The 24,380-nt window shown below is 67.1% G+C and carries 24 protein-coding genes; 16 read left to right on the plus strand and 8 right to left on the minus strand.

Annotation, left to right across the window (positions count from 1 at the left end):
- Nucleotides 1-294 precede the first annotated feature (294 nt).
- The 8 genes from JNJ68_RS13940 to lexA all read left to right on the plus strand — a co-directional run bounded on the left by JNJ68_RS13940 (nt 295) and on the right by lexA (nt 6,449).
- Complete coding sequence (locus JNJ68_RS13940) at nt 295-660, plus strand: phosphomannose isomerase type II C-terminal cupin domain (protein ID WP_294982990.1); 366 nt, start codon at nt 295-297, stop codon at nt 658-660.
- 226 nt (nt 661-886) lie between these two features.
- Complete coding sequence (locus JNJ68_RS13945) at nt 887-1,474, plus strand: aminodeoxychorismate/anthranilate synthase component II (protein WP_294982991.1); 588 nt, start codon at nt 887-889, stop codon at nt 1,472-1,474.
- On the plus strand, nt 1,471-2,484 hold the full coding sequence (trpD, locus tag JNJ68_RS13950; RefSeq protein ID WP_294982992.1) for an anthranilate phosphoribosyltransferase: 1,014 nt from the start codon (nt 1,471-1,473) through the stop codon (nt 2,482-2,484). Before JNJ68_RS13945 ends, trpD begins: the two co-directional genes overlap by 4 nt.
- Nucleotides 2,477-3,130 (plus strand): uracil-DNA glycosylase, encoded by a 654-nt coding sequence (locus JNJ68_RS13955; RefSeq protein WP_294982993.1) that lies wholly within the window; start codon nt 2,477-2,479, stop codon nt 3,128-3,130. The genes trpD and JNJ68_RS13955 overlap by 8 nt, the downstream gene beginning before the upstream one ends.
- Before the next feature lie 101 nt (nt 3,131-3,231).
- Nucleotides 3,232-4,041 carry an indole-3-glycerol phosphate synthase TrpC gene (gene trpC, locus JNJ68_RS13960; protein WP_294982994.1) on the plus strand — a complete coding sequence of 270 codons (810 nt, stop codon included), beginning with the start codon at nt 3,232-3,234 and terminating at the stop codon, nt 4,039-4,041.
- Nucleotides 4,038-4,514, plus strand: a complete 477-nt coding sequence (gene moaC, locus JNJ68_RS13965) for a cyclic pyranopterin monophosphate synthase MoaC (RefSeq protein ID WP_294982995.1) — start codon at nt 4,038-4,040, stop codon at nt 4,512-4,514. The genes trpC and moaC overlap by 4 nt, the downstream gene beginning before the upstream one ends.
- Nucleotides 4,514-5,683, plus strand: coding sequence for a molybdopterin molybdotransferase MoeA (locus tag JNJ68_RS13970; RefSeq protein WP_294982996.1), 1,170 nt, complete (start codon nt 4,514-4,516; stop codon nt 5,681-5,683). The genes moaC and JNJ68_RS13970 overlap by 1 nt, the downstream gene beginning before the upstream one ends.
- A gap of 79 nt (nt 5,684-5,762) precedes the next feature.
- Nucleotides 5,763-6,449, plus strand: coding sequence for a transcriptional repressor LexA (gene lexA, locus JNJ68_RS13975; RefSeq protein ID WP_294982997.1), 687 nt, complete (start codon nt 5,763-5,765; stop codon nt 6,447-6,449).
- Here lexA and JNJ68_RS13980 read toward each other — a convergent pair.
- Nucleotides 6,443-8,542 (minus strand): ComEC/Rec2 family competence protein, encoded by a 2,100-nt coding sequence (locus JNJ68_RS13980; protein WP_294982998.1) that lies wholly within the window; start codon nt 8,540-8,542, stop codon nt 6,443-6,445. The two genes, lexA and JNJ68_RS13980, sit on opposite strands and share 7 nt — an antisense overlap.
- Nucleotides 8,543-8,618: 76 nt before the next feature.
- On the opposite strand from JNJ68_RS13980, the gene gltX reads away from it, so the two are divergent.
- The gene (gltX, locus tag JNJ68_RS13985; RefSeq protein ID WP_294982999.1) at nt 8,619-10,022 is read left to right on the plus strand and encodes a glutamate--tRNA ligase; all 1,404 of its coding nucleotides are present in this window, start codon (nt 8,619-8,621) and stop codon (nt 10,020-10,022) included.
- 95 nt (nt 10,023-10,117) lie between these two features.
- The gene (locus tag JNJ68_RS13990) at nt 10,118-11,407 is read left to right on the plus strand and encodes a citrate synthase (RefSeq protein ID WP_294983000.1); all 1,290 of its coding nucleotides are present in this window, start codon (nt 10,118-10,120) and stop codon (nt 11,405-11,407) included.
- 75 nt (nt 11,408-11,482) lie between these two features.
- Here the strand turns inward: JNJ68_RS13990 and aguB are convergent, their stop codons facing one another.
- From aguB to JNJ68_RS14005, 3 genes are all read right to left on the minus strand, one after another.
- The gene (gene aguB, locus JNJ68_RS13995) at nt 11,483-12,355 is read right to left on the minus strand and encodes an N-carbamoylputrescine amidase (RefSeq protein WP_294983001.1); all 873 of its coding nucleotides are present in this window, start codon (nt 12,353-12,355) and stop codon (nt 11,483-11,485) included.
- Nucleotides 12,356-12,413: 58 nt separating this feature from the next.
- Nucleotides 12,414-13,433, minus strand: a complete 1,020-nt coding sequence (locus JNJ68_RS14000; protein ID WP_294983017.1) for a DUF2235 domain-containing protein — start codon at nt 13,431-13,433, stop codon at nt 12,414-12,416.
- Nucleotides 13,434-13,632: 199 nt separating this feature from the next.
- Complete coding sequence (locus JNJ68_RS14005) at nt 13,633-14,778, minus strand: type III PLP-dependent enzyme (RefSeq protein WP_294983002.1); 1,146 nt, start codon at nt 14,776-14,778, stop codon at nt 13,633-13,635.
- 216 nt (nt 14,779-14,994) lie between these two features.
- Between JNJ68_RS14005 and JNJ68_RS14010 the strand changes: the two genes are divergently transcribed.
- Nucleotides 14,995-15,426 carry an Lrp/AsnC family transcriptional regulator gene (locus JNJ68_RS14010; RefSeq protein ID WP_294970423.1) on the plus strand — a complete coding sequence of 144 codons (432 nt, stop codon included), beginning with the start codon at nt 14,995-14,997 and terminating at the stop codon, nt 15,424-15,426.
- Nucleotides 15,427-15,533: 107 nt separating this feature from the next.
- On the plus strand, nt 15,534-15,866 hold the full coding sequence (locus JNJ68_RS14015) for a hypothetical protein (protein WP_294983003.1): 333 nt from the start codon (nt 15,534-15,536) through the stop codon (nt 15,864-15,866).
- Between the two features lie 30 nt (nt 15,867-15,896).
- Here the strand turns inward: JNJ68_RS14015 and JNJ68_RS14020 are convergent, their stop codons facing one another.
- The gene (locus JNJ68_RS14020; protein ID WP_294983004.1) at nt 15,897-17,516 is read right to left on the minus strand and encodes an NAD(P)H-hydrate dehydratase; all 1,620 of its coding nucleotides are present in this window, start codon (nt 17,514-17,516) and stop codon (nt 15,897-15,899) included.
- Between the two features lie 171 nt (nt 17,517-17,687).
- Here JNJ68_RS14020 and JNJ68_RS14025 point away from each other — a divergent pair, with 171 nt between their 5' ends.
- The 3 genes from JNJ68_RS14025 to JNJ68_RS14035 all read left to right on the plus strand — a co-directional run bounded on the left by JNJ68_RS14025 (nt 17,688) and on the right by JNJ68_RS14035 (nt 20,429).
- Nucleotides 17,688-18,026, plus strand: coding sequence for a P-II family nitrogen regulator (locus tag JNJ68_RS14025; RefSeq protein ID WP_294968666.1), 339 nt, complete (start codon nt 17,688-17,690; stop codon nt 18,024-18,026).
- 50 nt (nt 18,027-18,076) lie between these two features.
- Entirely contained in the window at nt 18,077-19,486 is a 1,410-nt protein-coding gene (glnA, locus tag JNJ68_RS14030; protein ID WP_294983005.1) for a type I glutamate--ammonia ligase, read from the plus strand.
- Nucleotides 19,487-19,697: 211 nt separating this feature from the next.
- On the plus strand, nt 19,698-20,429 hold the full coding sequence (locus JNJ68_RS14035) for a hypothetical protein (protein WP_294983006.1): 732 nt from the start codon (nt 19,698-19,700) through the stop codon (nt 20,427-20,429).
- 159 nt (nt 20,430-20,588) lie between these two features.
- Here JNJ68_RS14035 and JNJ68_RS14040 read toward each other — a convergent pair whose 3' ends face one another.
- From JNJ68_RS14040 to JNJ68_RS14050, 3 genes are read right to left on the minus strand one after another with little or no spacing between them, the layout of a single operon-like run.
- Nucleotides 20,589-21,464, minus strand: a complete 876-nt coding sequence (locus JNJ68_RS14040) for an alpha/beta hydrolase (protein WP_294983007.1) — start codon at nt 21,462-21,464, stop codon at nt 20,589-20,591.
- The gene (locus JNJ68_RS14045; protein WP_294983008.1) at nt 21,452-22,075 is read right to left on the minus strand and encodes an NAD(P)H-dependent oxidoreductase; all 624 of its coding nucleotides are present in this window, start codon (nt 22,073-22,075) and stop codon (nt 21,452-21,454) included. Before JNJ68_RS14045 ends, JNJ68_RS14040 begins: the two co-directional genes overlap by 13 nt.
- A complete protein-coding gene (locus tag JNJ68_RS14050; RefSeq protein ID WP_294983009.1) occupies nt 22,072-22,869 on the minus strand; it encodes a DUF3445 domain-containing protein in 798 nt (265 codons plus the stop codon). The genes JNJ68_RS14045 and JNJ68_RS14050 overlap by 4 nt, the downstream gene beginning before the upstream one ends.
- Before the next feature lie 124 nt (nt 22,870-22,993).
- On the opposite strand from JNJ68_RS14050, the gene dddP reads away from it, so the two are divergent.
- Nucleotides 22,994-24,331: a dimethylsulfonioproprionate lyase DddP gene (gene dddP / locus JNJ68_RS14055; protein ID WP_294983010.1), complete on the plus strand. Its 1,338-nt coding sequence runs from the start codon at nt 22,994-22,996 to the stop codon at nt 24,329-24,331.
- The last annotated feature ends 49 nt before the right edge of the window (nt 24,332-24,380 follow it).

Here is a 24,380-nt window from a genome sequence, read left to right on the forward strand (position 1 = left end):
CCGGAGGCTCTTCGCCCGAGCCGGTTGCGCGTTCTTCACGCGCAGAGGCGAGACAAAAGGCTTGCGCGCCAGCGCTCATTCTAGCAGCCGCCCCAACCCGCGCAGCGCCGGGTCTACGCAACCCCGCAACCCCAAGCGCCTCCCCTCCCCCTCGTGGGGAGGGGCCGGGGGTGGGGGGGCCGCTGTCGCATATCAGTCCTGCGCCCGTGAAATGCCCCGAAATAGCCCTCCTGCGTTAACCCCCCGTTCACCATTTCCCGGCTCACTGGCGGTGTGGAACAAGGACACCCCCGCATGGACGGATCGCACCCCCAGGGCTTCGCCGAAGCGCCGATCATCTTCACACCGGCGCAGCCCGCCCTCGCGGCCCCCGTTCTCGCCGAAGGTCCGCGCTTCCGCGTCCGCACCCTCTGCCTCGCTCCGGGGGAGACCACAGCGCTGCATTCCCACCTCCACCGCTCCGAACACTGGATCGTCGTCTCGGGCACCGCCGGGATCACCCTCGGCCTCCGCGCCCGGCTGGTGGGCGAGGGCGAGGCCGTCCATATCCCCCTCGGCCAGCCGCACCGGCTGGAAAACCCCGGCCGCCTGCCCGTCACCCTGATCGCCGTGGAAACCGGCTGCTACCCCGGCGAGGACGACCTGATCGGCCATGACTGACGCCGCCTCGCTTCCTCCGGTCGCTCGTCGGTGGCCCCTCGCGAGGAGCGACCGAAGGAAGCGACGAGCCGCCACCGTGGTAAAGACCGCCCTAACGCGCCCGCGCAACCCGTTGATTTTCCAAGGCCCGAAAATCTGTCCACCGTGGACGGCCGCCGCCTGACCCCGGTTTACACCGCCCCCCGCATCGGCGATAACCAGCCCAACCGGCCCGAAGGTGACGCCCATGCTCCTCCTGATCGACAACTACGACAGCTTCACCTGGAACCTCGTCCACTACCTCGGCGAACTTGGGGCCGAGGTGGTCGTGAAACGGAACGACGCCCTCCAGGTCCAGGACGTGATCGCGATGCAGCCGGAGGTGATCGTCCTCTCCCCCGGCCCCTGCGACCCCGCCGCCGCCGGAATCTGCCTGCCCCTCACGAAAGCCGCCGCTGCCGCCGAAATCCCCCTCCTCGGCGTCTGCCTCGGCCACCAGACCATCGGCGAGGCTTTCGGTGGGAAGGTCGTCCGCTGCCACGAGATCGTCCACGGCAAGATGGGCACCATGCACCATTCCGGGCAAGGCCTGTTCAAGGGTCTGCCCTCGCCCTTCCAGGCGACCCGCTACCACTCCCTGATCGTCGACCGAGCCACCCTCCCGCCCGAGCTGGAGGTCACCGCCTGGCTGGAAGACGGCACGATCATGGGTCTGCGCCACCGGAGCCACCTGATCGAGGGCGTGCAGTTCCACCCCGAGAGCATCGCCTCGGAACACGGTCACCAGCTCCTGCGGAACTTCCTCGACGAAGCCCGCGCGAAGGTCCCGGCATGAGCGACATCCTGAAGCCGCTGATCGGCACCGCCGCCAACCGCCCCCTGACCCGCGCCGAAGCCGAGGCTGCCTTCAACGCGCTCTTCGAGGGCGAAGGCACCCCGGCCCAGATGGGCGGCTTCCTGATGGCCCTTCGGACGCGGGGCGAGACGGTCGACGAATACGCCGCCGCCGCCAGCGTCATGCGGTCGAAATGCAACCCGGTGAAGGCTCCCGAGGGCGCGATGGACATCGTCGGCACCGGCGGCGACGGCAAGGGGACGCTCAACATCTCCACCGCCACCGCCTTCGTCGTGGCGGGCGCGGGGGTGACAGTGGCCAAGCACGGCAACCGGAACCTGTCGTCCAAGTCCGGCGCGGCGGATGCCCTGACCGAGCTTGGCCTGAACGTGATGGTCGGACCGGAGGTGGTGGAGCGCTGCCTCAACGAGGCCGGGATCGGCTTCATGATGGCGCCGATGCACCATCCCGCGATCCGCCATGTCATGCCGGTCCGGGCAGAGCTGGGGACGCGGACGATCTTCAACATCCTCGGCCCCCTGACCAATCCGGCGGGAGTGAAACGCCAGCTGACCGGCGCCTTCTCCGACGCGCTGATCCGCCCGATGGCCGAGACGCTCCTCGCCCTCGGCTCCGAGAAGGCCTGGCTGGTCCACGGCTCTGACGGCACCGACGAGATCACCATCTGCGGCCCGACCTCGGTCTCGGCGGTGGAGGACGGCACGGTCCGCGACTTCACCGTCCACCCCGAGGACGCAGGCCTCGCTCCGCATCCGTTCGAGTCGATCCTGGGCGGCACCCCGGCCGAAAACGCCGCCGCCTTCCGCGCGCTTCTGGACGGCGCGCCGGGGGCCTATCGCGATGCGGTGCTCCTGAACGCCGCCGCCGCGCTGGTGGTGGCCGACCGCGCGGGTAGCCTGACGGAAGGGGTGGAGATCGCCCGCACCTCGATCGACAGCGGGGCGGCCAAGGCCAAGATAGAGGCGCTGGCCCGTCTGACCCATGGCTGAGCGGCCCGAGCCGCCCGACAGTTGGGCCAGCCTGCCCTTCTTCACCGATGGCCGCTGGGCGGCGCTCTGGCACAAGCTCGAAGCCCTGCCCGACTGGCAGCCCGCGCCGGAGGCGATCTTCCGCGCGCTCGACCTGACACCGCGCCCTTCGGTCCGCGTGGTCATCCTCGGCCAGGACCCCTACCCCACGCCCGGCCGTGCCACCGGCCTCGCCTTTTCCTTCCCGCCCGGCCAGCCGCCGCGCGACAGCCTGAAGAACATCCTTGCGGAGGTCGAAGCCGACACCGGGCAACGCAAGGCCGACGGCGACCTGACCGGCTGGGCCCGGCAAGGTGTCCTGCTCCTGAACCCGGTCCTGACCGTGCCGGTGGGGCTGTCGCACGGTCACAAGGCCCTGGGCTGGCAGGCGCTTGCCGCCGAGATCCTGGCCGCCACCGCAGCGGACGGCCCCCGCGCCTTCCTGCTCTGGGGCGCTCCCGCGCAGAAGGCCTGCGCCGGGCTGCCGCGCGACGGCCATCTTGTCCTGCAAAGTCCGCATCCCTCGCCGCTCTCCGCCCATCGCGGCTTCTTCGGCTCGCGACCCTTCAGCCGGGTGAACCGCTGGCTTGCCGAACGGGGCGAGCCGGAAATCGACTGGTCGCTCTAGACTTCCCTTCCCCCACCCGTCACGCTAGGACCGTCCCAGCCTGTTTTGAACTTTCTGCGGGGTCGGGAGTTGGCTCCCAGCGCCGGACGAAAGGAGACCGCATGACCATCCTCGACCGCATCAAGGCCTACAAGCTGGAGGAGGTGGCCAAGGCCAAGACCGCGACCCCGCTTGCCGACCTGGAAGCCGCCGCCAGATCCGCCGCGCCCCCTCGCGGCTTTGCGCGCGCGCTGCGCGAGGCGACGCTGACCGGCTACGGGCTGATCGCCGAGATCAAGAAGGCCAGCCCGTCCAAGGGTCTGATCCGGCCGGACTTCGACCCTCCCGCTCTTGCGAAAGCTTATGAGGCTGGGGGCGCCACCTGTCTTTCGGTCCTGACCGACGCGCCCAGCTTCCAGGGCGCGGACGAATATCTTGTTGCGGCTCACGATGCCGTCGCGCTTCCCTGCCTGCGCAAGGACTTCCTCTATGACACGTATCAAGTCGTCCGGTCCCGCGCGTTGAATGCCGATTGCATCCTGCTGATCATGGCCTCGCTCGACGACGGCCAGGCGGCAGAGCTGGAGGCGGCGGCAGTGGCGCTTGGGATGGATGTGCTGATCGAAGTGCATGACGAGGTAGAGCTTGACCGCGCGGCGCTGCTGAAATCGCCGCTGATCGGCATCAACAACCGCAACCTGCACACCTTCGAAGTGACGCTCGACACCACCCGCAAGCTCGCCCGCCGGGTGCCGGAGGACCGGATGATCGTCGCCGAAAGCGGGCTTTACACGCCCGACGATCTGGCCGACCTCGCGCAATACGGCGCGCGTTGCTTCCTGATCGGCGAAAGCCTGATGCGGCAGGAAGACGTGACGGCGGCAACGCGGGCGATCCTGGCGAAACCCCTGACCGCGCAGGGCGGGCTGTGAGCGGGCTTTCCCATTTCGACGACCGGGGCCAGGCCCATATGGTCGATGTCTCGGGCAAGCCGGTGACGGACCGGCTGGCGGTGGCCGTAGGCGCGGTGCGGATGACGGCGGAGACGCTCGCGCTCATCACCGAGGGCCGGGCGAAGAAGGGCGATGTTCTGGCCGTTGCGCGGCTGGCGGGTATCATGGCGGCGAAGCGGACCGCCGAGTTGATCCCGCTGTGCCACCCGCTGCCGATCACCAAGGTCGCGCTGGAGCTGACCCCGGACCCCGCGCTGCCGGGGGTGCGGATCGAGGCGACCGTCAAGACCTCGGGCCAGACCGGGGTGGAGATGGAGGCGCTGACCGCCGTCTCGGTCGCGGCGCTGACCGTCTATGACATGGTGAAGGCGGTGGAGAAGTCGATGGTGATCGACGGGGTGCGCGTTATCCTGAAAGATGGCGGAAAATCCGGACGTTACGAGGCGGAGTGATGATTTCAGTCGAAGAGGCGCTCGTCCGTTGTCTGGCCCTTGCCGCCCCGCTGCCTTTGGAAACCGTGCCGCTCGCGCAGGCGGCGGGCCGCTGGATGGGTGTCCATGCCGTGGCGATGCGCGACCAGCCGCCCTTCCCGGCCTCGGCGATGGACGGCTATGCCCTGCGGGGCGATCCGGCGACGGGCGAGAGCTTCATTGTGATCGGCGAAGCCGGGGCAGGACATGCATTTCAGGGAACCGTCGGTCCCGGCCAGGCGGTCCGCATCTTCACCGGCGCCCCTGCGCCCGAGGGGGCGACGCGGGTGGTGATCCAGGAGGATGTCGCCCGCGACGGCGACCGGATCACCCTGACCGCCGGTTCCGACGGATCGACCAACATCCGCCCGCTCGGCCAGGATTTCCGCCGAGGTGACAGCCTTTCTCCCCGCCGGTTGCGCGCCAACGACCTTGCGCTGCTGGCGGCGATGAACATTCCCACGGTGCAGGCCACCTGCCGCCCGGTGGTGGCGCTGATCGCGACCGGCGACGAGTTGGTGATGCCGGGCGAGGACCCGCGTCCCGACCAGATCATCGCCTCGAACAGCTTCGCCCTGAAGGCGATGGTCGAGGCCGAGGGGGGCGAGGCACGCCTTCTCCCCATCGCGCGGGACAATGAGGCGGAACTGGCGACCGTGCTGGGCCTGGCCGAGGGCGCCGACCTGATCGTCACCATCGGCGGCGCCTCGGTCGGGGATCACGACCTGGTGGGCAAGGCGGCGGGCCTCGAACACAGCTTCTGGAAGATCGCGATGCGCCCCGGCAAGCCGCTGATGGCGGGGCGGCTGGACGGGATGCCGATGCTGGGCCTGCCGGGCAATCCGGTCTCGGCTATCGTCTGCGGACATCTCTTCCTGTTGCCGATGGTCCGCGCGATGCTGGGCGACCCCTCGCCTGCGCCGCAGACCCGCCGGGCGCGGCTGGCCGTCAACCTGCCCGCCAACGGCGTCCGCGCGCATTACATGCGGGCGCGGCTGACGCAGGGCGAGGAGATGCCCGAGATCGCGCCCTTCGACCGGCAGGATTCGGCGCTTCTGTCGATCCTCGGGCAGGCCGATGCGCTGCTGATCCGCCCGGTCGGGGACGGGCCGCGTGGCGCTGGCAGCACGGTCGATTACCTGCCGCTTTAGGCGCCTGTGGATATTTCTTGACACAAACCGGGAACACGGGCAGAACATTGCGTTAACACACGCTGTTGGGGGCCTGGTCATGCTGACACGCAAGCAGTTGGAACTTCTGGACTTCATCAAGACCCGGATGGACCGCGACGGGGTGCCGCCCTCCTTCGACGAGATGAAGGATGCGCTGGACCTGCGGTCGAAGTCGGGCATCCACCGGCTGATCACCGCGCTGGAAGAACGCGGCTTCATCCGCCGCCTCGCCCACCGCGCCCGGGCGCTGGAGATCGTGAAGCTGCCCGAGGCGATGGAAAAGCCCGGCTTCTCGCCCAGGGTGATTGCGGGCGACAGGGTCGATCCGCCGCGCGGCGCGATGCCGGTCTCCACCGTCCATGCGCTGGAACTGCCGGTGATGGGGCGCATCGCGGCGGGCGTCCCGATCGAGGCGATCTCGGAAGTGTCGCACCATGTCGCGGTGCCGGGCTCGATGCTCTCGGGCAAGGGCCAGCACTATGCCCTTGAAGTGAAGGGCGATTCCATGATCGAGGCCGGGATCAACGATGGTGACATCGTAGTGATCCGCGAACAGTCGACCGCCGACAACGGCGACATCGTCGTGGCGCTGGTCGAGGATCACGAGGCCACGCTGAAGCGCTACCGCCGCCGCGGCAACATGATCGCGCTGGAAGCCGCCAACCCCGCCTATGAGACGCGGGTCTTCCCGGATCACCTGGTCAAGGTGCAGGGCCGGCTGGTGGGGCTGATCCGCAGCTACTGAGTGGCGAGTTCGGGAGCTTTACCGGACAGATCCGGCAGCGAAAACGCGCGGGCCGACGGCGACCACAGCCTCTGGGCGCCTTTCGTCGCTTCGATCCGCAGGGAGTCGCCCTCCTGCCAGAGGGCCAGGGCGCCGGTGGCGGACAGGGTTTTCGCATCGATCAGCGGGCAGTTTTCAGGAGCGGCTCCTGCCTCTGCCGCAAGGACGACCAGCCCTGCCGAACGACAGACTTCGGCCAGTTTCGTCTCGGCCCCCTTGCCGGACAGGGTCACGGCGCGCAGACCGGCCAGATCGAACCAGCGCTCGCCCTTCGGGCCGTCGAAGCCCGGACGCTCTGCCGCGAGCGCCTGTTCCGTCAGGTCCCCGTCGTTCTGCAACCAGTTTTCGGCAGCAAATCCACCGCCCTTGGCGGCGGAAAGCGCGCGGCCTTCCGGCCCCTCCAGCCCAAGCAGCCGCCCGTCGCCCGAGACGAGAAGCAGCGGGCGGTCCGCTGCAAGCCATAGTCCCAGCGCCGCCAGCACCGGCAGCGCGCCCGCCAGTTGCATCCTGCCCCGCCAGAGAATCAGCCACAGCGCCCCGAGCGTGAACATCGGCAGCACCCAGGGACCGGGCGCCGGGATTGCTGTCACCGACCCGTCCAGCCCCGCCGTCCAGTGCGCGACGAACAGGATCCAACGCGCGCCCTGCTCCATCACCCAAAGCGGCAGGCCCGCGAGCCCAAAGGGCGCGAGCAGCGCCGCCACCGCCCCGGCTGGCATGATCACCGCCCCCATCACCGGCACGGTCAGCAGGTTCGCCAACAGCCCGTAATCGGTGAAGCGGTTGAAATGCGCCGCCGCATAGGGCGCGGTCGAGAGGCCACCGATCAGCGAGGACAGGACCAGCGTGAAGACCGGCATCAGCCAGCGCGGCACCCGTTCACGGTAGATGCTGCCGTCGAGAGCGGCAAAGCCGGTGATCAGCGCGATGGTGGCGGCGAAGGACATCTGGAAGCCGGGTTCCAGCAGGCTTTCGGGCTTCGCCAGGAGGAGGAGCGTCCCCGCCACCGCCACCGACCGCAAGGTCAGGGACCGGCGGTCCAGCAGCACCGCCCCCAGGAAGACCGCAATCATGATGAAGGCGCGTTCTGTGGCGACGTTCGCGCCGGAGAGGAGAAGGTAGAATAGCGCCACCCCAAGGCTGATCACAGCGGCCACCTTCTTGCTGTTCAACCGCAGTGCGACATAAGGCACCAACGCCAGCCCGTAGCGCAGAAGCGCAAAGACGAAGCCGGTGAGGAAGGCCATGTTCATCCCCGAGATCGCCAAGAGATGCGCAAGCGAGGAATCCCGCAGCGCCTGCACCGTTTCCTCGGTGATGGCACTCCGGTCCCCGGTCATGGCACCCGCCGCGAAGGCCCCGGCCTGGCCGTCCATATGCGCCAGCATCCCTTGCGTCAGCCAGCTGCGCAGCCGGTCGATGGGCAACGCGCCTTCTGCGGGTTCCTCCAGCAAGAGGACTGAAGTGCGGGTGTAGCCCACCGCGCCCAACTGGTCGAAGAAGGCCATGCGGCGGAAATCGAAGGCACCCGGCTCCACCGGACCCTCGGGCGCAGCAAGGTTTGCGGTCAGGATCACCACCTGGCCGGGTGTCGGTTGCAGCCAGTCCTGCGCCTCCTGCAGGGACACCCGCACCCTGAGCGGGGTCTTGGCCGGTGCGACTTCCTGCAACACCACTTGATCCAGCGTCAGCCTCAGGGCGTCTGATTGCGAGCGGTCGATCTCGACGATCCTCCCCTCTACGGGCCCGTAGTAGCGGAAATTCAGCATCGGCGCGTCGAGCGAATGAGCGCGGATTCCGGCGGCGATCCAGCCCGCGGCAAGTGCGACGACGGCCAGACCCAGGGGGCGTGCCAGTTCCAGCCTGGCGGCCAAGGCCAGACCACCAGCCAGCACCAGTGCGGCCAGCGAGTAGCTGCCGGCTCCCGGCTCGATCCGGACCGAGAACCAGGCGCCGATGCCGCAGCCGACCAGCACGGCAATCCAGGGGAACAGCATCCCCCGCGCCGATTGCAGCAGCTCCAGCGGTGCCAGGAGTGCCCGCTCGACCGCCACCTTGTTTCCCGTCCCGTGATTGCCTAAACCCGGCGGAATCCTAAGCTCTGCCTGGTTTCTGAAAGGTTAACGCCCGATGTCCGCCCAAGTTGTCACCCGTTTTGCACCTTCGCCCACCGGCTATCTGCACATCGGCGGCGGGCGGACGGCGCTCTTCAACTGGCTCTACGCGCGCGGACGGGGCGGGAAGTTCCTGCTTCGGATCGAGGACACCGACCGCGAACGGTCGACTCCCGAGGCGATGGCGGCGATCCTGCGCGGGCTCACCTGGCTGGGGCTCGACTGGGACGGCGACGTGGTCAGCCAGTTCGCCCGGAAGGACCGCCATGCCGAGGTCGCCCATGAAATGCTTGTGCGAGGAACGGCTTACAAGTGCTTCTCGACGCAAGAAGAAATCGCTGCCTTCCGTGCTGCCGAGGAAGCGGCGGGGCGTTACCCGGTGTTCCTGTCGCCCTGGCGTGACGCCGATCCGGCCACCCATCCCGAAGGCGCGCCTTACGTCATCCGCATGAAGGCCCCCCGCACAGGCGAGACGATCATCGACGATCAGGTGCAGGGCCGCGTGGTGATCAGGAACGAGACGCTGGACGACATGATCGTCCTGCGCTCGGACGGCACGCCCGTCTACATGCTGGCGGTGGTCGTCGACGATCACGACATGGGTGTCACCCATGTGATCCGGGGCGACGACCACCTGAACAATGCAGCCCGACAGCAGATGGTCTATGACGCGATGGGCTGGCAGGTGCCGGTCTGGGCGCATATCCCGCTGATCCACGGGCCGGACGGCAAGAAATTGTCCAAGCGTCACGGTGCGACCGGGGTCGAGGAGTATCAGGCGATGGGTTATCCCGCCGCCGGGATGCGCAACTACCTGACGCGCCTCGGTTGGGCGCACGGTGATGCCGAGATCTTCACCTCCGAGGAGGCGATGAAGATGTTCGACCTGTCTGGAATCGGTCGCGCCCCCGCCCGGTTGGACTTCAAGAAGCTGGAGAACACCTGCGGGCATCACATGGCGATGGCCGAGGATGCCGCGCTGCTGCATGAATTGCGGGCCTACCTCGCCGCTGCGGGACGTGAGCCGCTGTCCGAAGCGCAGAATGTTCTGATGCAGCGGGCCCTGCCTTTCCTCAAGTCATCCGTGAGGACTTTCCCGGAACTTCTTGATAAAGCGTCATTTCTTATGGCCTCCAGACCGATCATGCAGGACTCGAAGGCCGCCGAGGCACTAGATACGGTATCCCGTGGTATACTGAAATCATTGACGCCGCGCCTGCAAACTGCTAGCTGGACGAAAGAGGCGCTGGAGCCCATCCTGACCGAGATCGCCGCAGAGAACGGCATCGGGTTCGGCAAGCTTGCGGCACCGCTTCGGGCGGCTCTGGCCGGTCGAACTGTTACACCTTCGGTTTACGACATGATGCTAACCATCGGTCGGGAAGAAACCGTCGCCAGGCTGATGGACGCGTCGCAGTGACCAGCGCCCCCCGGCCTTGAAGCTGCCCCCGCCGGGGTGCAGGATAGCCAATGGCCGCCCCTGCCAGGGTGCGACCGTCAGGATCGGGGAGAACAATGTCGGATACCATCGCCAAGCTTGAACTGAACGGGAATACCTACGACCTTCCGGTCCTGAAGCCTACCCACGGCCCCGATGTGCTGGACATCCGCAAGCTCTACGGCGAGGCGGATGTGTTCACCTTTGATCCGGGCTTCACTTCGACCGCCGCCTGCGAAAGCGCGATCACCTATATCGACGGCGATGTGGGGGAATTGCTTTATCGCGGCTATCCCATTGAGCAGCTTGCGGAAAAGTCAACGCATCTGGAGGTCTGCTACCTGCTGCTCTACGGCGAACTGCCGACCGCTCCGCAGCTGGCCGATTTCACCCAGCGCGTGACCCGGCACACGATGGTGCATGAACAAATGCACTATTTCTTCCGCGGCTTCCGCCGCGACGCGCATCCGATGGCGACGATGGTCGGCGTGGTCGGCGCGATGGCGGCCTTCTACCACGACTCGACCGACATCAACGATCCCTGGCAGCGCGAGGTCGCGGCGATCCGGATGATCGCCAAGCTGCCGACAATCGCCGCTATGGCCTACAAATATTCGGTCGGCCAGCCCTTCGTCTATCCGAAGAACGCGCTGAGCTATGCCGGCAATTTCCTGAACATGTGCTTCGCCGTCCCGGCCGAGGATTATTTGGTCTCTCCGATCCTGGAAAAGGCGATGGACCGCATCATGATGCTCCATGCCGACCACGAGCAGAACGCCTCGACCTCGACGGTGCGGCTGGCCGGGTCCTCGGGCGCCAACCCCTTCGCCTGCATCGCGGCGGGCATCGCCTGCCTCTGGGGCCCGGCGCATGGCGGGGCGAACCAGGCTTGCCTGGAAATGCTGAAGGAAATCGGTTCCGTCGATCGCATCCCGGAATACATTGCCAAGGCCAAGGACAAGACCAGCGGATTCCGGCTGATGGGCTTCGGCCACCGCGTCTACAAGAACTTCGACCCGCGCGCCAAGGTGATGAAGGAAAGCGCCGACGAGGTGCTGGAGCTTCTGGGCATCCACAACAACCCTCTCCTCCAGGTTGCCAAGGAACTGGAGCGGATCGCGCTGGAAGACGAGTATTTCATCTCGAAGAAGCTTTATCCGAACGTCGACTTCTATTCCGGCATCATCCTGGAGGCGATGGGTTTCCCGACTGCGATGTTCACGCCGATCTTCGCGATCAGCCGCACCGTGGGCTGGATCAGCCAGTGGAAAGAGATGATCGGCGAGAAAAACCAGAAGATCGGCCGCCCGCGGCAGCTCTACATCGGCCCGGCCAAGCGCGACTACGTCGACCTGCGGCATCGTTAGGGAGTGTGGGCGGATCATCACCCACCCTGCAATCCGGGAAGGGCGGCCCTTGCGGCCGCCCTTTCGCTTTCCGGCCTACCCGCGCCCGTCCAGCGTCCTGACCGCGCCATAAAGCCCAGGCCGCCGGTCGCGGAAGAGGCCCCAGCTGGCCCGGAGCGCGGCAATCGCGTCGAGATCGAACTGATGGACCAGCACGGCCTCCGTCACCCGGTCGGCCTTGGCCACCAGTTGCCCGGCGTGGTCGGCGATGAAACTTGAGCCGTAGAATGTGACCACCCGCCCCTCGGGGGCCATTTCCGTACCGATCCGGTTCGAGGCCACCACCGGCAGGATGTTCGCCGCCGCATGCCCTCGCATCGTCATTTCCCAATGCGGCTGGCTGTCATAGCCGGGCGCGGGCGGCTCGGACCCGATGGCGGTCGGATACAGCAGCACCTCCGCCCCCATCAGCGCCATCGACCGGGCGCATTCCGGGAACCACTGGTCCCAGCAGATGCCGACGCCGATGCGCCCGAAGGCGGTGTCCCAGATCTTGAAACCGGTATCGCCGGGCGAGAAGTAATACTTCTCCTCATAGCCCGGCCCCTGCGGTATATGACTTTTACGGTAAAGACCCAGCACGCGCCCATCGGCATCGACCATCGCCAGCGAGTTGAAGAAGGCCTGACCGGCGCGTTCGAAGAAGCTGACCGGGATCACCACGCCCAACTCGCGCGCGAGATCAGCAAAGCGGGCGACAAGGGGGTTCCCTTCCAGCGTCTCTGCGAGGTCGAAATACTTCGGGTGCTGCTCGATACAGAAATAGGGCGCAGCGAACAACTCCTGGATCAGCACGACCTGCGCACCCTGCCCCGCCGCCTGACGCACCAGCGCCTCGGCGCGATCGGCATTGGCGGGCAGCTCCCAGGTGCAGGCGAACTGGGTGGCGGCAACGGTCAAGGGTCTCATGCGGGCCTCGGATGCGATACGAGGCCACCCTAGGCCCCTGACCCCGCCACTTGAAGCCCTATTCCGCAGGCTGTTCGCTGGGCCAGCGCGCCCCGGCGGCAGCGATGGCGCTGGGGTGCAGCCGTTCCGATCGGTCCCGCCCGACCAGCCGCCGCCGCCGCAACAGAAACCACTTGCCCCAGCTGCGCAACGTGCCGACCATCGGCGCATCGGGATCGCAGGGTAAGCCCGCCCGCCAACCCTCGGGCAGCGCCAGCCCCAGCGCCTCCGCCCGGTCCAGCATCCAGACCAGCGGAATGTTCGCCAAGGGCCGCGCCGGTTCGAAATCGCCGATCTGCCCGCCGACGTCACCATGCGCGCCCCGGAACCAGACCTGCTCCACGTTGCCCTCCCAGCCCGGCGGGCAGTCCCACAGCACCGGCGCAAAGGCCTCGCGCGTCTCGTTCAGCGCAAGCGCGTGGTAGCCGTGCCGGATCGAGGACCCGAGCTGGTGGTTGTGGAAGCCGTAGCGGTCCGGCGCGAACATCCAGAAGAACGGCAGCCGCAGTCCCAGCGCCTTTACCGTGTCGAAGACCCCGACCATCTCGATCGGCGCCTCGGCATGGCAAAACCGGCGCACGAAAGCCGCAGAGGCCGCGCTGTCGGCCCCGCGTTCGTAGTGCCGCCAGGCCAGCCGCACCGCGCGTTCCGTCGCATGTTCGCGCTTCAGAAGCCCCACCCGATCGATCACCCCCGCCAGCGAGCGCACGGCATAGGCCCCGCGCGAATACCCGAAAAGGAAGATCCGGTCCCCTTCGCGATAGCCCGACGCCAGCCAGCCATAGGCCCGCTGGATCTGCGGCGCGGTTCCCCGCCCCTCCAGCAGCGCCAGCCCGCGCAGCCAGCCTTCCCATTGCATCCCCGGCTCGTAGTAAAGCCTGCGGTTCGCCCTTGTGCCCATCTGCTTCAGAAGCAGGAACAACAGGCTCACGTTGCTTTCCTGACCCGGTTCCAGGCTGGACATCGTGCCGTCAAGGATCACGACGTGGTCGACCACTCCCCGCACCCGCCCCGGCGCGGGCGCAGGGGCGGGTTCCACCGCAGGCTCGACGTCGCGGCGGAAGAAACTGCGCAGGCGGTCGAACAGGCGCGTGGCGGTTCTCCTCTGACAGCGGCGCGCGACGGGCACGTCGGACCAGCATCGCGCCGCAGGGGCTAAGGCTCCCTCTCCACAAAGCTCATGCGCCCGGCGGGATTTGTCCAGCCGGGCGCGCGCATTTCACAAGAATTTCAAACAGTCAGAGCTTGAGGCTCAGAACCGTCGCCATCTGCAACTCGCCGAAGCCGTTGAAGCGGGTGTTGGTGACGGTGGAATAGGACCCCATCCCCTGCCAGACCACGAAATCCCCCTCCGCCAGGTCGGCGGGCAGCGGTATCTCCCCGGGCAGACGGTCGACCGAATCGCAGGTCGGACCGAAGACGATGCGTGGCATCGGCTCGCCCTTGCGCTTCTCGCCCTCGGGCGTCAGCACCTCGATCCGGTCGATCACGCCGATCATCGGCAATTCGGTCAAGGAGCCGTAGACCCCGTCGTTCAGAAACACATGGCTTCCGTCGCGCAGCGCCTTGACCCGGGCGGCAAGCGCGAAGGCGTCGCCGCAAAGCGCCCGGCCCGGCTCGCAGACCAGCGCCGGGCGGTCGGCCCCGAAGGCCTCGGTCGCGACGCGGTCGATCAGGGCGAAAGTGTCCTCGATCTGTGGCACGATCCCGGTCATCCGGTGGTTCGGGAAGCCCCCGCCCACGTTCAGCCGCGCGATCTTTACCCCCGCTGCCTTGGCGATCACCGCCGCCTCGCGGATATAGGCCTCCCACGCATGCGGGTCGGTGCATTGCGTGCCGGGGTGAAAGGTGATCGAGGGGATATAGCCCGCCTCGGCGACCGTTTTCAGCAGTTCCGCCGCCAGTTCCTCGGTCGCACCAAACTTGGCGCCGAAGTTGTAGGCCGCACCCGCGACCGGCAGCTTGAAGCGCACCGAAATCTCGGTGCCTTCGACCGGCACCATCTCGATCAGCTTCGCCAGCTCCGACTTCGAATCGACGCTGTAGGATTTCACCCCGCGCTCGACCGCATAGGCGATCTCGTGACGGGCGCGGACCGGGTTGTTGTAGTGGATCGCCGCATCGGGGGCGAGGCGGCGGATCAGGTCGATCTCGAAGGGCGAGGCGCAGTCGAAGCCGCGCACGCCCGCTGCGGCCAGGTTCTCCACCATCGCCTCGCCGGGGTTCGACTTGACGGCATAGGTGACAAGGCCGGGAAAGCCATCGATGAACCGCCGCGCCGCCGCTTGCGCGGCCGAGGGCGCGAAGAACAGCACGGGATTTTCCGGCGCCTGTTTCTTCAGAAAGTCGGTGGGGTTGGACCAGATCGTCTTGGAGAGTCCCATCGGCGGATTTCCCTTTGCCAACAAGACGCTTCGCCCTTCCCCATCGCAGCTACGGGACCGGGCACCAGCGTGGTTTCAAGTGAACCAGGCCAGGTGCGTATGAGCCGCCCTTTTCCTGCAATCGAGGATGCCGCATATGGTGTACAAACTCACCGAACAAAACTATATTAATGCTCGATTTCGTCGTTATAATGACGAAAAAGGACGACAGATTGCATGGATGAGCTGGATCGCAACATCATTGGGCTCCTCTCCGCCGACGCGCGGGTTTCGGTGGCGACGCTATCCCGCCGGTTGAAGGTGGCGCGGTCGACGATCCAGGCCCGGCTGGAGCGGCTGGAGACCTCGGGCGTCATCGCCGGCTATACGCTGAAACTGGGCGAGGCGGCGCGGGAAGGCCGGCTGCGGGCGTCGGTCCTGCTGACCATCGAGCCCCGCTCGCAGGCCGCCGTGCTGGCCCGGCTCCGGTCGATTGCCGAGATCGAGCGGGTCTTCACCACCTCCGGCCGCTTCGACTTTCTCGTGCAGGTCGCCTGCCCGAATACGCAGGTGCTCGATTCGGTGCTGGACCAGATCGGCGCGATGACCGGCGTCAGAGCGTCAGAGAGCCTGATCCACCTGTCGACGAAGATCGACCGGGCGGTGTGACCGGCTGATGTTCCGCGACCGGTCGATGATATTGCATATCATCGTGCCGGGGTGCCGCATATCCGCACGGCCTGCGGGTTTTGGGGCCGCAGCATTTGGAGGACTTCATGAACATCAAGATGCATATATCGCGCCTCGTTCTGCCAAGCCTGGTGGTTCTGGCCTTCGGCACCGCCGCATTTGCCGAGAAGAAGGAGGTGCGCGTTGCAAACGGCCTGACCGCCGGGCAGTTCATCAGGAACTGCGAAAGCCAGGGGGGCGAGATCGACGACAGCACCCAAGGCGAAGGCGTGTCCTGCACCCTGTCGAACGGCACGAACATCGACTGCTCCTTCGGCCCGAAGGACACCTATTGCGAGGTGACGACCCCGCGCAGCAGCGTCCCGACCCGCACGATCAAGGGCCTTCTGGGCGACTCGACCGTCCAGGCGATGAAGTAACCTCTCGTAGGATGGGCAATATTGCCCATCCTACAGACCCAGTGCCCGGAACACCTTCGGCAATTCCTCCGGCAGGTCCTCGGCGATCAGCCCCGGCCCGAAGCTCAGCGCACATTCCACATGCAGCCAGGCCGCGGTGCAGGCGGCATCGAACGGCGAAAACCCCCGCGCCAGCAACCCGGTGATGAACCCCGCCAGCACATCCCCCGACCCTGCCGTCGCCAGCCACGGCGCCGCCCGGTCGTAGTGCGCCGAGTTGATCGCGCAACGCCCCGAGGGGTCGGCAATCACCGTGTCCGGCCCCTTGTAGAGGACCACGCAGCCCGCGCGCTTTGCCGCCTCCCGCGTGGCATCGACCTTGGAATAGGCCGGGCCCTTGGTCGCCGGGGCGGCCAGCTTCGCGGCAATGTCCGGGAAAAGCCGCGCGAACTCCCCGGCATGGGGGGTCAACACGCAGCCGTCATGCAGGGCGGCGAAGAGGTCGGGGGGGCGGGAGAGGATCGTCAGCGCGTCGGCGTCGAGGACCACAGAACGCCGGGGCACGCCCCGGCCTACGTCAACGACATCCGCGCCCGTAGGTCGGGGCGTGCCCCGACTCCCCAACGCCACCGCCAAGAGCCCCGCCTCCCGCTCCCCCGTCCCCATGCCCGGCCCGAGGCACAAAGCATTGATCCGCCCGTCCTCCAGCACCCCGGCCAGAGCCTCCCCATCCACCACTCCCCGCAGCATCACCGCATCCAAGCGAGCGGCGTTCTCGGGGATGGCCTCGGGAGGACAGCCCACCGTCACCACCCCCGCCCCGATCCTGAGCGCCCCCCGCGCCGCAAGCCGCGCCGCTCCGCCGCGACCGGAGGGGCCGGAGAGGATGAGCGCGTGGCCGTGGGAGTATTTGTGCGCGTCAACCAGCGCCTTTCGCAGCATCGGATGAACGGCTTCTACAACCGTCATTCGTTCACCCACGGGGCTGATTAGAGGCCGAAGGCCGATGTCGCAGACAACCAGCTGACCGCAGTAACTGGGGCCGTCCGCAAGGTGATGTCCTGATTTTGAACGGTGAAACGTGACCGTCAGGTCTGCCTTCCGGGGCCATTTTCCCAAAGCCTTGCCAGAATCAGCACACAAACCTGATGGCGTATCCACCGCGACATACCAGCCAACGCTTTCGTCCAGCGTATCGTCAAGCGATCGCAACAACGCGGCAATCGCGCCTCCCAAGGGCCGCGAAAGGCCAATCCCGACGAGCGTATCAATCAAGACCTGATTGTCAGCTTGAGCAAGCCGCAACACAGCATCCTCGGCGTCCTGTTCGGTGGAGAGGGGTGTCACCTCCCCCATCCCCCGCCACCGCTCATAGTTCACCCTTGCATCCGGCGGCAGCCGTTCCGGGTCGCCGTAGAGGAAGACCTCCACCTCCCAGCCCCACTCCTTCAACAGCCGCGCCACGACGAACCCGTCGCCGCCGTTGTTGCCGGGCCCGCATAGCACCACCGCCCGCTGCGAGGTGGCGCGCAACTCCGGCCATTCCTCGAACACCGCCTCGACCACGCCCCGCCCGGCGCGTTCCATCAGTTCCAGCCCCGTGACCTCACCCGAAGCAATCGCCGCCTGTTCGATGGCCCGCATCTGCGCGGCGGTCAGGAGTTCGGTCATGTTTTCAGCACCACAGTTTTCAAACCGCCCGCCACGCAGGCGCTTTGCACAAATTATAGGCACGACCCGAGGATTCCCCCTGCCGCAGCCCGCAACCAAACCCTGTCACATTGTCCCGTGCGCAGGGAAGTGGTCAGAGGGGCAAAGACGGAACCGGGGGGAGTCGGCCCAATGAAGAAAGTCGAAGCGATCATCAAGCCGTTCAAGCTGGACGAGGTGAAGGAGGCGCTTCAGGAGGCCGGGATCCAGGGGCTGTCCGTGACCGAGGTCAAGGGCTTCGGCCGCCAGAAGGGTCATACCGAACTTTACCGCGGCGCCGAATATGTCGTCGACTTCCTGCCCAAGGTGAAGATCGAGGTCGTCCTGACCGATGACATGGTCGACACCGCCGTCCAGGCCATCGTCTCGGCCGCGCGCACCGACAAGATCGGCGACGGCAAGATCTTCGTCACCCCCGTGGAACAAGCCATCCGCATCCGCACCGGCGAAACCGGCGACGATGCTGTCTGAACCGGGCCCACAAGCCTGAAACCATCAACCCCAAACCGAAAGGCAGTCAGATGAGCGCCGTTGCCAAGGCTCTGAAACTGATCAAGGACGAGGAAGTCGAATATGTCGACATCCGCTTCACCGACCCCAAGGGCAAGCTCCAGCACGTGACGCTGGTCGCCGACCTGGTGGACGAGGATTTCTTCGAGGAAGGCTTCATGTTCGACGGCTCCTCCATCGCCGGATGGAAGTCCATCGACCAGTCCGACATGAAGCTGATGCCCGATGCGTCCTCGGTCTACCTCGACCCGTTCTACGCCGAGAAAACCCTCTGCGTGCATTGCAACGTGGTCGAGCCCGACACGGGCGAAGCCTACAGCCGCTGCCCGCGCCAGATCGCGCTGAAGGCCGAGGCTTACCTGAAATCCTCCGGCATCGGTGACGCGGCCTATTTCGGCCCCGAGGCCGAGTTCTTCCTGTTTGACGACGTCCGCTACTCCGTCACCCCCCGCAAGGTGGCCTACGAGATCGACGCGGAAGCCGCCGCCTGGAACACCGACACCCAGACCGAGGGCGGCAACTACGGCCACCGCGCGGGCCACAAGGGCGGCTACTTCCCGGTCAACCCGGTGGACGAGGCGCAGGACATCCGGGGCGAGATGCTCTCCACGATGAAGCGGATGGGCATCAAGGTCGACAAGCACCACCACGAGGTCGCGACCTGCCAGCACGAGCTGGGGATGATCTTCGGCGGGCTGGTGGAACAGGCCGACAACATCCAGAAATACAAATACGTCATCCACAACGTGGCCCATGCCTACGGCAAGACCGTGACCTTCATGCCGAAGCCGATGAAGGGCGACAACGGCTCGGGGATGCATGTCAACATGTCGATCTGGAAGGGCGGCAAGCCGCTTTTCGCGGGCGACAAATATGCCGACCTGTCGCAGGAGGCCCTGTGGTTCATCGGCGGCATCCTGAAGCATGCCAAGGCCCTGAACGCGCTGACCAACCCCGGCACCAACAGCTACAAGCGGCTGATCCCGGGCTTTGAAGCGCCGGTCCTGCGCGCCTATTCGGCCCGCAATCGCAGTGGCTGCGTCCGGATTCCGTGGACGGAATCGCCGAAAGCGAAGCGTGTGGAAGCCCGTTTCCCCGATCCGTCGGCGAACCCCTACCTGGCCTTCGCGGCGCTCTTGATGGCAGGTCTCGACGGGATCAAGAACAAGATCGACCCCGGCCCGGCCTCGGACAAGGACCTCTACGACCTGCCCCCCGAGGAACTGGCCGAAATCCCGACCGTCTGCGGCTCGCTGCGCGAGGCGCTGGAGGAGCTGGAGAAGGACATGGACTTCCTTCTCGCCGGCGACGTGTTCGACCGCGAGCAGCTGGAAGCCTACATGGCGCTGAAATGGGAGGAAGTGTACGCCTACGAGCATACCCCCCACCCGATCGAGTATCAGCTGTACTATTCCTGCTGAGGGGATGGGCAGATTGCCCACCCTATGCGGGATCGAGAGGGCGCCTTCGGGCGCCCTTTTCGTTTGCTGTCCACGGTGGACACTTCTAACAAGCTATTGAAATCGCTACAAAGCAGCTGCGGACATTAACCTTTGCGAAACCATCCCCGCGCCGGTTGCGAGGGGGGTGCACCTCGGCTAACCTGCGGTTGCAACAGGCGGCGGGAATGGCATGTCAGACGACCCCCTGAGACGGAAACCCGGCAAGCGACGCCCCGCGATCTGGGCTTCGGGCGGGCAGCGGCCACCTTTCGACCTGCGCGCCTTGGGGCGGGCCACGCTGCACCTGTCGCGCGAGGGCATCGCGCCCATTCACGCCTGGGCGGCGCGGGGCCTGCGGCGGGCAGCGGTCAATGTGAAGAACGGCGCCGGGCGGATACCGGCGGGAAAGCTGGGGCGGGTTGAGCGCTTCGTGCCCTCGCATCTGCGGGTCGCCGCTTGGGTGAAGAACCTTGCCGCCACCTTGTCCCACGCCAGCGCCACGGCGGACGAGGATGTGACGCGCGGCAATGCGCTGGTGGCGGAGATCGCGCCGCATCTCTGGGGCGCGGCACCTCCGCCCCCCGCGCCGGAGCAGGTGCCGGAACCTGTGACTGTGGCCCCGGCCGACCCGTCGGATGCCCCGCCCGTCGTGCTGGCCGAACCGGAGCCCGCGGCGGCGGACCCGCTTGCCGCGATCCGCGATGATCTGGCGGGCAAGCCCCCGCAGGAGGCCTCGCGCGCCCCTGTCGGCCCCGCGCTTCCCCCGGCCCCGCCGGGCCCGGTGGCGGAAGGCGCGATCCAGGTTTCCGGCTACCTCATCGGCTGGGCATCGGTGCTTGCCGCCCTGCCCTATGGCCTGGTCCGGTCGCTCTGGCTTTGGGCGAACGGGCGGGATTTGAAGACCATCGACCCGGAGGATTGAACGTCTCGCGGGTCAGGAGGGCTATCGAATTGAGCGCTGACGCGCGAAGACTCCTTGTCTCACGGTTTTGCGTGAAGAACGCAAAACCGCTCGGGCGAAGGGCCTCCGGCGGGGATATTTGCTGCCAGGGTGAAAGGGCCTGGGGCGCGCGGTCCGGGGTCAGCCGAGCGCCTGTTCCACGAAGGCCAGCATATCCGTCTTGACCGGATCACTCTCGAAAGCCGCGCCGCCATGGCCTGCGCCGGGGACCAGCTTGTAGTCGATTGCGGCCCTGGGGTCGGCGGCGAGCCAGGCCTCGCGCAGGCGTTTGGCTTGCAGGTCGGCGACCACAGCATCGGCGTCTCCATGCCGGATCAGGATCGGCGGCAGGGGCTCGCGCATCCGGTCGAGCCGGGCCAGCGGACTTGCCGCGCGGGCCGCCTCTCGCCCTTCGCCGACCGTGAAGCCGAGAAGGCGGCTTTCCGGGCTGGCGGCATCATCCGCCGGTCCGCGCGCCGGGGTGCGCGCGAGCGTCTTCAGGTCGGCGTCCAGCGTCGAGAAATCCATCGGGCCGGAGAGGCTGACCACGCCTTTCGGCGGCAGGCCCACCTCGACCAGGCTGAGCGCGGTGGTGACCGCCAGATAGGCCCCCGCCCCCTGCCCCATCAGCACCATATGCGACGGGTTCAGCCCGAGGTCGGCGCCGTTCCGTTGCAGATGCACCACCGCCGCCAGCGCGTCGTCGGCCTGGGCGGGCCATTTCGCCGCGCCCGAGAGCCGGGTGTTGACCCGCACCACGGCGATCCCGGCCTCCAGCCACTCCGGCCAGACTGTGACATCGGCCTTGTCGCCGGTCGCGAAATCGCCGCCGTGGAAGATCACCAGCACCGGGGCGGCCCCACCCCCGCGCGGATGCAGGATGTCGAGGGCCTGTGCCGGGTCGTCGCCATAGGCCAGTTCCGTGTCGCCGGGCACGCGCCAGCGCCAGAGCGCCACGCCCCCCGCCGCAGCGGAGATGCCGCCGATCAGCAGGGTCCGTCGGATCAGTCCGGGCATGTCAGCCTCCCTGCGATGCGGGTGATATCGGCGGCGAGCCGCGCCTCGAAGCGGGCCACCCGACCCGGCGCGATGGCCTCGGCGCTGTGGAGCGCGCGCCAGGTCAGGCGGGCCTTCGGGGCGCAGGGCTTGAGGATGGACAGGCTGAGGATGCGCCGGACCGGGCGGCGCAGCACCAGCCAGTCGACCCAGGCGGGCGCGCCCATGGTGGTGACGGCCAATACCTCGCGCAAGGCATGCAGCCGGGGCAGCATCGGGCCGAAGTCGGGGGAATTGTCGTAAGCCGTGCCGGGTGCCCAGACCCGGTCGAACCAGCCCTTCAGGATCGCCGGAAAGCCGAACCACCAGGTCGGGAAGACCAGGATCAGCACCTGCGCCCCGGCCAGTTCCTGCTTTTCCTGCGGCAGGGTGGCGGGCGGCATTGCGGGCGGCGTGGCGTAATGGTCGCGGCGTTCTTCGGATGTGAGGCGGGGGTCGAACCCGTCCGCATAGAGGTCGCGGCGCGTCACCTGCCAGCCTTGCGCGCGGGCCTGCGCCTCGACCGTGGCGGCGAGGCGGGCGTTCAGGCTGTTCTCCAGCGGATGCGCGAAGACCAGAAGGCAGCGGGTCAATGCATCGCCTCGCGCAGGGCGGCGTAGTCCTCGGGGGCAATCCGGTTGGCATCGACCAGGATGGTATGGATGGCGAAGAGCACCGCTTGCGTTTCGGGCAGCCGCAAGAGCGTCTGGCGTTCGCAGCGGACATAGGATTTGCCAGTCGGCTGCTTGCGCCAGTCGCCCTCGACCCGCGGGTGGTGCAGCATGAAGTCGTCGTAGGTGAAGAAGTTCATCCGCCAGAGCGGCTGCTCGGGCCGGATCGCCGAGAGAAGCCGGTGGACGCGGGCGGCGAGCGTCTCGTCGTAGATCTCGACCGGCTTGTGGATGGCCAGCATCGGGCGGCCGATCTTCTGGGAAAGCGTCCAGGAGGCGGGGAAGCAGAGGATGGCGGCGGTCAGGTCGTATTCCGCGCCGTTCGACTGCATCAGGCAGAGGTCCTGCTGGACGAGGCGGCCGAGGGTGAGGAGCGGTTGGCTGGGGTCGAGCGGAACGGTCACGCCGTCGGGGCGCCGGGCCTCGGTGGCGGTGACGGTGAAGCCGGGCTCCTGGCGCAGCCAGTCGAGGACGGTGGCGTAAAGCTCGCTGGCGGCGGGCTCTGCCTGCGGCAGGGTGGCGTGGACGACCTCGGGTTGCCCCGCGATCAGCCGGTCGCGGAGTGCCATCTGGCCGGCATAGGCCTCGTCCACCCGCAGCCAGTCGCGGCCCTGGACGGGTTGGATGCCGGGCAGGCGGCGGGTGGCGGGCTCCTCCCAGGGGTGGAGGGGCAGCCGGTCCTGCAGGATCGGCGCATCTTGCATCGGGTTCACCATGGCGGTCTTTGACCATGGGCGGGGCCGGGCTGCAACCAACACATTTGCGACTGCCCGTGTCGCCGGTGGCTTAGGCGGCGATCTGCCTGCGGGGCAAGTTGCGGGAGCAACCGGAGAGCCAGCCATGACCAGCTACCACCGTGACCGCCGCAAGATCGACCCGACACGGGGCGACCACCTGGGCGACGGGACCCCGAACCAGAACGACCGGGTGGAGATCGGGCCGACGCAGCTGGCGTTCCGGGAATGGGAGGCGGCGGGGCTTGCCTTGCCGGACCTTCAGCGGATGCGGGAGGATCGCTGGAAGCGGTTGGTCGCGGGGCTGGTGGCGCGGGACTACGGGGGGCTTCTGATGTTCGACCCGCTGAACATCCGCTATGCGACCGACACCACCAACATGCAGCTTTGGAACACCCACAACCCGTTCCGGGCCTGCCTGTTGTGCGCCGACGGGCATATGGTGATGTGGGAGTACAAGAATTCGCCCTTCCTGGTAACGTTCAACCCGCTGGTGAAGGAGCTGCGGTCGGGGGCGACCTTCTTCTACAATTCCACCGGCGACCGGGGGGTGCAGGCGGCGCAAGGCTTCGCGGCGCAGGTGGATGAGGTGATGCGCGAACATGCCGGGGCGAACCGGCGGCTGGCGGTGGACAAGATCATGGTCCACGGGCTCAGGGCGCTGGAGGCCATTGGCTTCACGGTCGAGGAAGGCGAGGAGGTGACGGAGCGGGTCCGCGCGGTGAAGACGCCGGACGAGATCCTGGCGATGCGCTGTGCCCATGTGGCCTGCGAGGCGGGGATCGCCGAGATGGAGGCCTTCACCCGGGCGAATGTGCCCTCGGGCCGCGTCAGCGAGGATGCGATCTGGGCGGAGCTGCACGCGGCGAACATCCGGCGCGGCGGGGAATGGATCGAGACGCGGCTCCTGGCCTCCGGTCCCCGGACCAACCCCTGGTTCCAGGAATGCGGGCCAAGGCTGGTGCAGCCGGAGGAGATCGTGGCCTTCGACACCGACCTGATCGGGGCCTATGGCTTCTGCATCGACATCAGCCGGACCTGGTGGGTGGGCGACAGCCGACCGTCGAACGCGATGGTCTCGGCCTTCCACCACGCGCTCGACCATATCACCGACCACAAGGCGCGGCTGAAGCCCGGCGTGACCATCGAGGAGCTGGTGATGGGAGGGCATCAGCTGGCCCCGGAATACTGGTCGCAGAAATATTCCTGCAAGATGCACGGGGTCGGGCTTTGCGACGAGTGGCCCTATGTCCACTACCCCGACGGCTGGATGCCGGGAGCCTTCGACGCGGCGCTGGAGCCGGGGATGGTGCTCTGTGTCGAGGCACTGGTCTCGCCGGAAGGGGGCAGCTTCTCGATCAAGCTGGAGGATCAGGTGCTGATCACGGAGGACGGCTGCGAGACGCTGACACGCTATCCGTTCGACCCGAGGTTGATGGGCTGACCCGAAGGGCGCTTTCCCGCGGCCTTACCCACGAAGCATAGCGGCACCG

The organism is Tabrizicola sp., assembly GCF_016793705.1.
Lineage (GTDB): Bacteria > Pseudomonadota > Alphaproteobacteria > Rhodobacterales > Rhodobacteraceae > Tabrizicola.